The following is a 13,448-nucleotide window of genomic DNA, read 5'->3' as shown; positions in this document are numbered from 1 at the left end:
TTTTTTGCGAAAACTTACAATTAAATGAAAGTTTTTGTGACTGTGCGTATATACCAGAATATGGATTAAATTTTTTCGATATATCCGATTATTTTCCTGACCGTACTATTTTTTTGAATTACCGTTTTGTTTTTATCGAGTAGAAAAAGAACAGGCATCGTCCGTAATTCATATAGAGAATTTTCGAAAACAGATCCACCGGAGTTGAAAGCATCTATCCAGTTTGAAGGCATGTAGTTTTTATGTGAATTCCATAATTCGATATTACCGAAGGGATAAACGGCCAATATCGTAAGTTTTTTTTCTTCGATAAGTTTATTTAATAGGATATGATTCGATAATTCTTTTTTTACCTTCAAACAGTATTCACAATCGGGGTCATAGAAAAATAAAATTGTAAACTCCGTATCGATATCGAATAGTTGTTCTTTGTGTCCGTTTCTGGAAATAAATGTAAAATCGGAACACTTTTCTCCTCGTCGATTTTTCAAAGCCATATTCAAAAGATCGTGCGGTCGTATTTTTTGGTCATCTGATAACTGATCGGAATTTATGGTTTCTTCTATCGATATTATATATAATTCATCATCGTAATAGGGCGAATCGGGATCTCCGAGAATGTCTTCACAAAAAGCCGATAAAGTGGCTGTCGTAATATTCCATTGGGTGGGAAAAGTGGAGAACATTTTTTTAATTTGTTCTTTCTGTTCGTTTAGCGATAATTTCTGCAGGCTTTTTATATAATCGAGTATTTTCGATTCGTCGTTCTTTCTTTTCGTGACGGGATCATTATGATATATCTCGGTCGTATCCTTCAGATATTCGGAATAATCCGGCATAATCGTGTGAAGTGTTTCTCCGGCGGATGTTGCCGTAAACAGGATATTAGCGAACAATAAAATTATAAATACAGTTCTCATATTCCCAATATTGTAATTATAAAAACAGGGCTTACTCCTGATTGTTTTTAGAGAAAGCCCTGTTTCCGGTTGTTATGGTCATTTATCGACGACCTTTATTTCGTTGTTTCATTGCTGCTTCCTGCCGTTTTTGAGCTTCTTCGAGGCGAGCCATGAAACCTGATTTTTTACGTGGCTTCTTTTGGTTTTCTTTTAACTTAGCCAAAACCTTTTCTTCGTTGATACATTTACGGAAAGCATAAGTTTGTATGATCGTAATCAGTAACGATATGAAATAATAGTAACTGAGTCCCGATGCATAGTTATTGAAGATAAACAGGAACATCAGCGGCATCATGTACATCATTATTTTCATACCGGGCATTTGTTGTCCGCCGGGTTGATTATCCATATTTATTTTGGTATAGATAATATTTGTAATGGTCATTAATAGACAGAATAAACTGATGTGATTCCCAAAATAAGGAGTTATAATGGGGATGTAAGTATTCCAGGTAAATATAGCGTCGTAAGAAGATAAATCTTTTGCCCAAAGGAACGACTGCTGCCTTAATTCGATCGAGGACGGGAAAAAAGCGAACATAGCCAACAATATAGGCATTTGTAATAACATCGGAAGACATCCGCTCATGGGGTTTATACCGGCTCGGTTATAAAGTTCCATAGTAGCGCGTTGACGTTCCATAGCTTTGTCTTGGCCGGGATATTTAGCGTTTATTTCTTCTATCTGTGGGCGAAGTACCCGCATACGCGCACTCGACATGTAAGATTTAAAAGTCAATGGAGCCAGAATCACTTTGATAATAATCGTCAATAACAAAATAATGACTCCGTAATTACTGATAAATTTACCTAGGAAAGTAAATATAGGAATTATAAACCAAGTATTTATCCACCGGAAAAATTTATATCCCAGAGGAACCAATTGGTCGAGATCGAGTTGTTCTTTTTTATCTACTTTTTTATCGAAACTTTTAAGTAAAGGGAACAGATTCGGACCTAAATAAAATTGGAAACCGGGAACGGTAGCTGCAGCCGGACTATAGTCGATGGAAGTTTCGGTAGCGAAATCTTTAAGATAGTTCGGTTCGCTTTCGATATTTGAACTGATCGATCCTCCGTTAAACTTATTGTCCGCAATAAATACAGACGAGAAGAACTGGTTTTTATATCCGAACCATTTGATTCCTACATTGATATTTTCATTCTCGTTTTTCGATTCGCTCAATCTGTCGACATCCGATGCAAAGTACTTATAATATAGTGCACTGTTTCGTTCTTCAAACATGCGGCCTTTTTCCTGTCGACGAAGTTTTTGATTCCAGTATATATCGAGGGATGCGGTGTTTGTCGGAAGAATACGATCCATTCCTTTTTGCTTTATATCGAGCTTTACCATATATTTCGGTAAAAGAGTATAAATCATTTCGAAATAAGCTCCTTGAGGAAGGTCGAGACGCATCGATACCGAATTTCCATCGGGTGAAACGGTCGGTTTAAAATATAAATCAGAAGTATTGATGATACGCCCACTCGTTTTAAATATAAATCCGTAATCATTTTCTTCTCCGTTGAAAAGAGTCAACGGCAGCGAATCGTAAGTTTTGTATTCGTTGAGTACGGCTTTGTAAATACGGGCTCCTTTATTACTGAACGTAATAGTTGCCAAGTCGTTTTTAAGAGTAATCATTTCTTCTTCTCCAACAGCTGCGGAAGCGAATGCACCATAAGCTTTCAGAGTCTCGATCTTTTGCAAAGAGTCTTTATCGATAACGGGAAGAGTGTCGGTTGCGGGCAGTGTAGTTGCCGTATCTGAAATTTCATCGAGAGCCGACAATTCGGCTTTTTCGATCTGCGCGATCGAGTCATTGTACTGTTTCATGGCTGCTACTTGATCTTCGGAAGGCCGTGAGTACCAAGTATAGCCGAAAAGTATAAGTCCGATAAGAATAAAACCGATAATTGTGTTTTTATCCATATTTTTTTGTTTTCACTAAATATTATCAATGAGGAACATTCTGTTCCAGAGGTAATTATTTTTTATTTTCTACCGCAGCTTTTATAAAATCTACAAATAGGGGATTGGGTTTCAGTACCGTACTGTTATATTCGGGATGATATTGTACACCGATAAACCATTTCAATGCGGGTATTTCTACTACTTCTACCAAATGAGTATCGGGATTTTCACCGGTACATTTCATGCCGGCATTTTCAAATTCCGTGCGGTAATCGCTATTGAATTCGAAACGGTGGCGATGACGTTCTTTAATATGTGTGCTTTTGTAAGCTTTGGCTGCTTTCGAGCCTTCCTGCAGAATACAGTCGTATTCACCCAAACGCATAGTTCCTCCCATATTGGAAATACTTTTCTGACTTTCCATCAGGTCGATAACATTGTGTTTGGTGCTTACTTCCATTTCTGTCGAATTGGCATCGGTATATCCTAAAACATTCCGGGCAAATTCTATAACCATGCATTGCATACCTAAACAAATGCCGAAGGTAGGAATGTCGTTTTCGCGGGCATATTTCAGGGCAGCAAATTTGCCTTCGATTCCTCGTTGTCCGAAACCGGGTGCGATAATGATTCCGTCCATCGATCCGATTTGTTCTTTAGTATTTGATTCGTTTAGTTTTTCAGAATGAATGAGTTTTAAATCGAGTTTCCGGTCGTTATAAGTCGCAGCTTGAAACAGCGCTTCATTAATCGATTTATAAGCGTCGGGTAACTCTACGTATTTTCCAACCAGGCCGATGCGCACAGTTTCTTTGGCATTTTTCATTTGAGAGAGAAACTCTTTCCACGGTTTCAGTTCTGGAGTGGAATTTATCGGCATCCCGGTTTTTTGTAATACGATTTCATCGAGTTTTTGTTGCTGCATTTTAATCGGTACCTCGTAGATAGAAGGTACATCTATCGATTGTATAACTGCAGAAGGATCTACATTACAGAATAAAGCGACTTTACGTCGTATATCGGCACTTAGTTCATGTTCGGTACGTAAAACGAGAATATCGGGCTGAATACCTACTTCCTGTAACTGTTTTACCGAGTGTTGGGTAGGTTTTGTTTTTACCTCTTTGGCAGCAGCGATAAAAGGAACGTAGGTAAGATGGATACAAAGACAATTTTTCCCCATTTCCCATCGAAGCTGACGCACACTTTCAAGGAAAGGAAGCGATTCGATATCTCCGACGGTACCGCCGATTTCGGTAATTACAAAGTCGAATTCGTTTTTCGTTCCCAATAATTTTACGTTTCTTTTTATTTCGTCGGTAATATGGGGGATGATCTGTACTGTTTTTCCCAAATAATCACCGCGTCGTTCTTTGTCGATTACATTTTGGTAAATGCGTCCGGTAGTAATATTGTTGGCACGAGTCATACGGGTATTGATAAAACGCTCGTAATGTCCCAGATCGAGGTCGGCCTCGTGTCCATCGATTGTTACGTAACATTCGCCATGTTCGTAAGGGTTCAGAGTTCCCGGGTCGATGTTGATATAGGGATCGAATTTTTGGATAGTAACATGATACCCCCGGGCTTGTAACAATTTGGCTAAGGATGCGGAGATGATACCCTTACCTAAGGAAGATACAACTCCGCCTGTAACAAAAATATACTTTGTATCCACAATATTATATATTTAATACTTTAATTATGTGCGGTTTAATTTTTTTAAAATGCAAAAGTATGAAAAATTCTCTACAAACGCCGGAAAATCTTTCATATTAATTATGAATTAACAATTGAAGAGAGAAATCATGTTGTTAAACATTTTTTTGAGGGTTCTATAAAAATAATTTGTTATTAATTGGTTATCTTTGTAAACAAATTTAACGGCATCGTATGGAACTTCTTTTTAAAAGAATCGTGTGGAGTTGTATTATAGGGGTATTAGCGATGGCTAATATAAGTGCTCAGTCTGTGGATGCGACACCGGCAATCCCCGATTCTTTGGTTGTACCGGCTAAAGAGGTAACGGTTGATAGTACGGATCAAAAAATTTTGTTACCTGAAAAAACTACGGTTAAGAATGATACCGTTACCGATACGATAAAAAAGAAAAAATCAAAAATAAAAAAACAACCGGTCGATAGAGCCGTGATAGATAGTCTTAAAACGGCGAATTTGTTGAAGCTTGTTAAACCTGATACGACTATTCAGTTGTCTCCGCAAGTCGAACGGGCATTATATATGGCATTACATTATGATTCGTTAATGACTTATTCCGATACGATGCCTGTTAATCCAATATTTTTACCGATTATATTTACCAGTTATCAGAATCAAGAGGTTAAAGGACTGAGTATTCCTGAAAAACAAACCGGATATAATAGGCTGCCTCCATTGGGGTCTGATCAATGGCTGGAAGACGTTATTGCTTTAAATGGGATAGCCGATGATGCTCGTTTTAATATGATAGTGACTTCTCCGCAGTCGATAAAATACGATCGGGAGAAGTTGCCGGATGTACCCGAACCGAAGAAACTGAAGAGCAACCGGTTGAAAAATTTACTGACGGTAGAGCCTGATAAATTAGAGATAGATCAGTCGCAGATAAAAAAAGAAGAGGTAAAGTTAAAAAACTGGATTTCTGGATTCCAGAGTTCTATTCAGTTTTCGCAGGTACACATATCCGATAATTGGTACCAAGGAGGGGAAAGTAACCTTAACATCGTAAGCAATCAGGTATATAATCTGAAATATGATGATTATAAACGTGTTCTTTTTGAGAATACAATACAGTGGAAATTGGGATTGAATAATGCGCCTGACGATACGGTACGATCTATTCGGGTAAATGAAGACTTGTTTCAGATAAACTCGAAATTCGGATATAAAGCGAATAAGAAATATAAATGGTATTATTCGCTAACGTTATTGTTCAAAACTCAGTTATTAAGTAGTTACAAAGCCAATTCGGATGAGAAACAGGCCGAATTCTTGTCTCCGGGAGAATTGAATCTCGGTTTAGGTATGTCGTACCAGTACGATAACGACCCGCGTAAGTTACATATTTCGGTTGTGCCTTCTCCTTTATCTTATAACCTGAAATTTGTGGCTCGGGACAAATACATCGATCCTCAATGGTTCGGTATCGAAAAAGGGAAAACCCAAAATCAGTACGGTTCATCGTTCGAAACGACTTTAAAATGGGAGTTTTTGTGGAATATGCACTGGAATTCGCGTTTCTTTTATTTTACCAATTATGATCGTATACAAATCGATTTTGAAAATAGTTTCGATTTTGTTTTGAACCGTTATTTTTCTACCCGTCTTTTTGTGCATTTACGTTATGACGACAGACAGCCCAAGAAAGAACGGAATACATATTTACAATTGAAAGAATTGCTGAGTTTCGGTTTTAATTATCGTTTTTGATGAATTTACCGGGTTGAGTTTTTATAGCCGTCTCTCATTACTGAAGTTATATGAAAGCGATGCGATTTAAAAGTCGTATTGTGTACTTAATTAATTGTCTGGCCATGAAACGGAATGTTATTACTTTTTTTGTCTTTTTATATGTTTTATTGTGTACCTCGCAGATGTGGGGTCAATGGAATAAAAAATCGAAAGAATGGTACGAACAGGTTTTTTATTCTCCGATTACATCGGTTGAACAGGCAAAAAGAATAATCGATAGTAAAGATCAGCTTTCAGAATTAGAAGGGATATGGAGACTCGAAAATAATATTTCGGTTTTGATCGAAAGAAATCCTGTTAACGGTATTGTTCCTGAAACGATAAAATACCGGATTGTTCTTTTGAATCCTCCCGGGAAAAAATTAGGACAATGGTGGGATTATCCGGGAAATACCGGTAAAAGATGGAAAAAAGGAACAATCGTAGGATTTATAGAGCCTACTGCGATACGTCATAAATATAAATTTATCGAATTATATAATTTCAATGATATTCAGTATTTATCGTCTACGGCAGTATATAATTTTCAGCGGTTTACCGTCCAGATGTATAAAAAACAAAATAAGCTTTTCGATTATCTTACCCGTGAATATCCTCAACCCAAAGAGGGAGTACATTCAGGAAAAGAGAAAGCTCCCGGAAGTTGGGAAGGCTCGGGGTATGCGTTAACGACCGACGGGTATATCGCTACCTGCGATCATGTTGTTGACGGGGCACGTCATCTATATGTGATGGGCATTAACGGGGATTATACACAAAGGTATAAAGCTATCGTCGTGACCACCGACAAGGAAAGCGATATCGCTATTATTCGCATAAAAGATTTTCGTTTCCCGGGTATAGATAGAGTGAATTATCATTTCAGGAATACCGAAGCTCTCGAAGGTGAAAGTTGTTTTGCTCTCGGATTTCCTATCTCAGACCGGCTGGGATACACGATTAAAGTAACAGAAGGAATTATCAGCGCTACAAATCATAATTTAGATTTTTATCAAATGTCGGTTCCTGTTACCTATGGTAGTAGTGGAGGTCCTGTTTTCGATCGCAATGGTATGCTCATCGGGCACACGAGTGCTGGATCAGGTGTTTTCACGGCTGCCAATTTTGCTTCTAAATCGACTGTCCTGTTAAAAATGGCCAAAAGTGTAGGGCTTAATCTTCCTGTAGATAAAATAAATAACGACACGACTCTTATCCTTCCTCAATTGGTTTCCAAACGTAAAATTAATACTTATCTTATCTTGGCCGATAATATCCGAGACGAGTCGGATGAGGAGGACGAAGTGCGCTCACCGCAAATTCCGTCGATAACGAGTTCAAATGTAGTACCGAAAGAAGAAACCGTATGGCAAAAACTCGAAGTCGGAAAATATGACGAAGTGGATGCGATTGTCGATAGTGTTTTACGACAGGACTCTAAAAATTCGGAGATGTTGTATCTGAGGGGATTGTGTCGTGCGGCAAGAGGACGTGTATCCGAGGCGTTGTTTGCTTATAATGAGGCCGCTAAGCAATATAAAAATTCTGATAAAATGTCATTATCCGATATTCTCAGAGAAAAAGCGAAAGTAGAGGCATCTCTCGAAATGTATGATATGGCTGAAAAGGATATTATTTCGGCAATCGATTTGGATAAAGAAGATGTGCGTTTGTATGCAGTATGGGGGTATATAAATTATTATAAAAAAGATTATCGTTTGGCTGTGGAGAAACTTTCTCAGGCGATTTCTATAGCTCAGGAAAAGGACGCTGATATGTATTATTACCGCGCTTTGTGTTGGTATAATTTACAAGAAATGAGCAAAGCTTGTGCCGATATGGGGATGGCTGCGGGTCTTGGAGATAAAGAAGCGGAAAAATGGATGAATGAAAATTGCAATCATTAAAATAGGCAGGGGAAATAAATTTATTTCCCCTGCCTATTTTAATGATATATTCCCGTTTGTTTATTATCGTAAATAATATTTGAAAGAACGGGAATGTCTTAGAAGCCGATATGTATGAATAAATCTATATTATTCAAATAAAAAGAATTGGGGTCGGCCGTAAATCCTGAAATCTTTAATCCCGTTACCTTCTTTACCCTCATCTGTTTTTATACGAATACTTTTTGCTTTATTTATTTCATGCGTATCTATTATAATGTGTAATGGAACTTGTTTTTTACCAGGATCAGCCTGCCATGAAGTTGTTAAATCATTGTCGTAGATATATTCCGCTTTCCCTTTGTCTGTTTGGTTATCGGCATATACCACACTCCATTTCGATTTATCGATAGCATTTCCGTTTTCATCGATCAGTTCTATTTCGGCGATATGAGCAAAGGGATCCTCTGCATTCTGATACGACAGTATTTCTATGCATAGATGCCTTAAAGTCTTTGTGCTTCCGAATGGAAATGTTTGCCAGTTATCTGTTTTATTACAAGAAGAAGACAGAATGATATCTCCTTTGTCGAGGATCGGCTTCTGTGAGTAAATTTCTTTCTTTTTCACTGGTAAATTGATGTCGGTTCCCAACTGATTCAATATGGGCTGGGATAATCCTTGTAACGAACGTTCTCCGTTGTCTTCTAAGGCAAAGACGATGATCTCGTTTTTACCTTTTTTCAGCCAGGGTGCAGGTAGGTATAAAGTTTGTTGCGGACCGATATTCCAGAATTTACCTAATGAATGACCGTTTACCCATACGGCACCTTTTCCCCATTTGCTCATATCGACAAAACAATCTCCTATTTTTTCGATAAAGAAAGTCCCTTTATGAAAAGCGGGTATCCCTTTTATCGGCTTGCCGTATTCGAGTTTCGAGACATTTTCCTTGTAAAGAGGTAATGACGTTATTTCCCAACCGGAAAGTTCCTCATCTCCCCACAATACATTATGGGTAATTCCTTTGCGATTATGTAAAATATCGGGACCGTAATTTATACGTCCGCTGTTTTCTACGATTATTTCGAGACGTGCCGGTACATGTTTTACTTCGAGTATTACGCTGTTTTGGTTATGCCTGCGATCAGCGCTGCCAACTTGTTTCCCATCGAGAAAAATAACTGCATAATCGCGAAGCTCGTTTAATTTCAGCTCGTTTTTACCGGTTTTGTTCAGCGTAATAGCATAATGTATATAACCGAAATCCTGTCCCATATCTTCCATGGTAAGGATATTTTCCGAGATTTTCGTATTTTTGAATATGGCGTTCAATGGTGCGCTCTTATCGAGTGTGATAGATGCGAACGAGGTGGTCGGATTATTCTTCGGTATATCAGGTAGTTTTTCTCCTTCGGGCAGATATTTTTCGATTACCTTTCTGAAAGCTATGTATTTAGGGGTAATATTCCCCCATTCTCCTAACGGTGCGTCATAATCGTAACTGGTAGGTTGAGGTTCGAAACCATTAGCGGTATTCGCGCCGTTAGTATACCAGAAATTAGTGCCTCCGTGAAACATATACATGCTTACCGAAATATTGTGGCTCAGCATCCAATCGAGTTGCTCTGCCGGTTTTTGATAATTTACCGCCGAATGAGGTTTACCCCATACATCGAACCAAGCCGGGTAAAATTCGGCCACGAAATAAGGTCCTCCCGGATGATATTTATCGATAATTTTGAAAATATCGTTTCCTAATACTCCGTTGACGGTCGCGAGAGTTCCGTCGATTTGGCCGTTGGGTAATTGTCCGCCGCCGTCGCAGGTGATCAGCGGAACATCGAATCCGGCATCTTTTATCATATCTCTTAAGTCGGCAAGATATTCTTTATCGTTGCCGTAAGAGCCGTATTCGTTTTCGACTTGTACCATAATGATATTCCCCCCTTTGGTTATCGTTTGTCGGGAAACCTCTTTGCCTAACCTTTTTATATAACGGTTGCAGGCATTCATAAATTTGGGGTCTTTGCTACGGTATATCATGCCCTTTTCCTCCAGCAGCCACCACGGGTACCCGCCGAAATCCCATTCGGCGCATACATACGGGCCGGGCCTTAATATTACGTATAATCCTTCTTCTTGCGCAATATGTAAAAATTCAGATAAATCGGCCTGTCCTTTAAAATCGAAAACTCCCGGTTGCTTTTCATGAAAGTTCCAGAAAACATACGTCGAGATCGTGTTTAGTCCCATGGCTTTTGCCCGTTTTAAACGATCTCTCCAGTATTCGTGCGGAATGCGTGAATAATGCATTTCGCCGCATATCAGTTGCACAGGCTTACCGTTCAGTACAAACTGGTGACCCTGAATGGTAAATGATTCTTGTGCCCGGTTTAATTGAAAAATGCCGAAGAGTAATAACAAAAAGATTATTTTTCTCATAGGGAAATAGTTTATTAAGTAAATATGATTTATGCAAAAATATATCTTTTAAAATAATAGAGCTAAAATTTATTATAAAATAACAACCTGAGTTTTTGTCTGTCTTAATACTTTATATAATTTTACACTACAAACATAATGGTTTATATTAGAGGATTAATTGCATATTTGATAATTCTATTTTAGATATGTCACTACAATTATTAATAGCGTTTCGGAGACTGATTCCGAGAAATTTATGATGAGAAAAACACAAAAAGATTTATTGAGGTACCTGACGATTAACAATGAAGATGAGAAATGGGTATCGATTATGGTTCGACCGATGAAAGCCGATAAATGATAATAATAAATTACGATACTGAAATGAAAAATCTGATCTTACTTTTATCTTTTCTGTTCTCTTTTTCCGCTGTTTATTCGGCAGAAGGCGCCGATTACCTTATTTCAACGCCTAACACGTCGTTGCTGGTGTCGGGCAAGAAGGGAGAAAGGCTTTTATTCAGGTATTACGGTACGAGAATAAATTCTCCGGCCGACGTTTATAACAGCGGCACGGCGATAGATATACAAGCGTATCCTTCATTCGGTATCGAGTGTGTGACCGAGCCGGCCGTACAAGTAACGCATGCCGACGGGAACATGTCGCTCGACCTCTATTTGGAAGATACCGTGAAAATAGCGGCGAAAGACGGTGAAACCTATATTTTTATTTTGAAAGATCCAAAATATCCTTTTACGGTAAAGCTGTGCTATAAGACATATAGCGGGACGGATGTCATCGAAGTATGGACCGAAATCTCACACCGTGAAAAGAAACCTGTGACGTTGTACAAGTTCGCTTCCGCTTTTTTGCCTGTGCGTCAGGGAGATCACTGGCTTACCCATTTGCACGGAAACTGGGCTTCCGAATCGTATCAGGAAGAAGAGAGGCTATTACCGGGAATGAAAATGCTGAAAAATAAAGACGGCGTGAGAAATTCTCAAACCGACAATCCTTCCTTTATGTTATCTGTCGATGGACATCCCCGGGAAGATGCCGGAGCGGTATTGGGCGGCTCATTGGCATGGAGCGGAAATTATGCATTGCGCTTCGATATAGATTATACCCGTACCACTCGTATTATTGCAGGTATCAACGAAGACGCATCATATTATAAATTGTCGCCGGGAGAGAATTTTGTAACCCCTCCGCTTGCGATTACATATAGTATAGAGGGTAAAGGTGGTGTAAGCCGCAATTTTCATCGGTGGGCCCGTAAATATAAGTTGGCTCACGGGGATAAAAACCGTGATATCTTGCTGAATAGTTGGGAAGGTGTATATTTTGACGTGAATCAGACCGTCATGGAACAGATGATGAAGGATTTTTCGGATATAGGCGGCGAATTATTCGTTATGGATGACGGGTGGTTCGGAAATAAATATCCGAGAAATAACGATACGAAGGGGTTGGGAGACTGGGAAGTTTGCCGGGAAAAATTGCCCGGCGGTATCGAAGGACTTATTGCTTCTGCCGATAAGAATCATATAAAATTCGGTATATGGATAGAACCGGAAATGATCAATACGCTAAGTGAATTGTATGAGAAACATCCCCACTGGATCATTTGTCAAGATAACCGGGAAGCGTTTAAAGGACGAGGGGGTACGCAACTCGTGTTGGATATGTCTAATCCCGAAGTACAGGATTTCGTCTTTGGTGTGGTGGATAAATTACTTACCGCGCACCCCGAAATAAAATATATAAAATGGGATGCCAATATGTCTTTGTTTAATTACGGATCTTCGTATCTCCCTCAAGATAAACAGTCGCATCTGTATATCGATTATCATCGGGGACTACTCGATGTACTCCAAAAGATACGATTTAAATATCCCGAAGTCGCAATGCAGGCTTGCGCCAGCGGTGGCGGACGGGTTAACTATGGCTTGTTGCCGTATTTCGACGAATTTTGGCCCAGTGACAATACCGACGCATTACAGCGTGTATACATTCAATGGGGATTTTCCGATTTTTATCCGGCTGTCGCTATGGCCTCTCATGTGAGTGCGGGCAGAAATCATCAGACCGGCCGTTCTATTCCTTTAAAATTTCGTTTCGATGTAGCGATGTCGGGCCGGTTGGGAATGGAGATGCAACCCGCAGACATGACGGCCGACGAAAAAGAATTTGCCCGCGAAGCCATAGCTTCGTATAAAATAATACGTCCGGTCGTGCAGCAGGGGGATCTTTACCGGTTGATATCGCCTTATGACCGAAAAGGGGTGTCTTCGCTCATGTATGTTACTCCGGAAAAAGATGAAGCCGTATTTTTTGCTTACAAGCTCGAGCATTTTTATAATCAGCCTGTTCCCCGTTTCAGAATGGCAGGTCTCGACCCGAATAGAAAATACAAGCTGGAAGAACTGAATCGGATAAGCGACGGTTTGCCTCAAGAAGGGATAGTAATAAGCGGGAAATATTTAATGGAAGAAGGAATCGATATTCCCCTTTATGGTGAATATTCCAGTAAAGTGATAAGAATTATATCCGTAAACTGATTCGATAAATAAAATGTTTTGTTCACGTCCCGGATGACATCTTCTGTTATCCGGGACGTGACCGCCCTTTTGTCCTCCTGAACGTAAGTGAAGGATCCCCGGAGAAGTGTATCAGAGATAATAGTGTCTGGTAAATTAATGTATTTTAAAATATTGTATCCTGTTTTCTATTAAAATTGTTTGTGCGATATTAAAATTTAATTACTTTTGCGCTTGAGTAAACAGCTAAATGGCCGACAATTT

Annotated in this window: 7 protein-coding genes; 3 read left to right on the top strand and 4 right to left on the bottom strand. The window is 39.1% G+C overall.

Annotation, left to right across the window (positions count from 1 at the left end):
* Window positions 1–65: 65 nt before the first annotated feature.
* The 3 genes from NMU02_RS12135 to pyrG form a co-directional block, all read right to left on the bottom strand.
* Window positions 66–920 carry a DUF5106 domain-containing protein gene (locus NMU02_RS12135; protein ID WP_255028201.1) on the bottom strand — a complete coding sequence of 285 codons (855 nt, stop codon included), beginning with the start codon at window positions 918–920 and terminating at the stop codon, window positions 66–68.
* An 82-nt stretch (window positions 921–1,002) separates the two neighbouring features.
* Complete coding sequence (gene yidC / locus NMU02_RS12130; RefSeq protein WP_255028200.1) at window positions 1,003–2,898, bottom strand: membrane protein insertase YidC; 1,896 nt, start codon at window positions 2,896–2,898, stop codon at window positions 1,003–1,005.
* A gap of 55 nt (window positions 2,899–2,953) precedes the next feature.
* A complete protein-coding gene (gene pyrG / locus NMU02_RS12125; RefSeq protein WP_255028267.1) occupies window positions 2,954–4,561 on the bottom strand; it encodes a CTP synthase in 1,608 nt (535 codons plus the stop codon).
* Window positions 4,562–4,773: 212 nt separating this feature from the next.
* Between pyrG and NMU02_RS12120 the strand changes: the two genes are divergently transcribed.
* Both NMU02_RS12120 and NMU02_RS12115 read left to right on the top strand, forming a co-directional pair.
* Entirely contained in the window at window positions 4,774–6,309 is a 1,536-nt protein-coding gene (locus NMU02_RS12120; RefSeq protein WP_255028199.1) for a DUF3078 domain-containing protein, read from the top strand.
* Between the two features lie 104 nt (window positions 6,310–6,413).
* A complete protein-coding gene (locus NMU02_RS12115) occupies window positions 6,414–8,237 on the top strand; it encodes a trypsin-like peptidase domain-containing protein (RefSeq protein ID WP_255028198.1) in 1,824 nt (607 codons plus the stop codon).
* Between the two features lie 129 nt (window positions 8,238–8,366).
* On the opposite strand, the gene NMU02_RS12110 is transcribed toward NMU02_RS12115, so the two are convergent.
* The gene (locus NMU02_RS12110; RefSeq protein ID WP_255028197.1) at window positions 8,367–10,661 is read right to left on the bottom strand and encodes a beta-galactosidase; all 2,295 of its coding nucleotides are present in this window, start codon (window positions 10,659–10,661) and stop codon (window positions 8,367–8,369) included.
* Between the two features lie 366 nt (window positions 10,662–11,027).
* Here NMU02_RS12110 and NMU02_RS12105 point away from each other — a divergent pair, with 366 nt between their 5' ends.
* Window positions 11,028–13,205: an alpha-galactosidase gene (locus NMU02_RS12105; RefSeq protein ID WP_255028196.1), complete on the top strand. Its 2,178-nt coding sequence runs from the start codon at window positions 11,028–11,030 to the stop codon at window positions 13,203–13,205.
* The last annotated feature ends 243 nt before the right edge of the window (window positions 13,206–13,448 follow it).

This window comes from Coprobacter tertius, from assembly GCF_024330105.1.
GTDB classification, from domain to species: domain Bacteria; phylum Bacteroidota; class Bacteroidia; order Bacteroidales; family Coprobacteraceae; genus Coprobacter; species Coprobacter tertius.
Note: the sequence above shows the minus strand (reverse complement) of the source record. Positions and strands in the feature narration are given on the sequence as shown.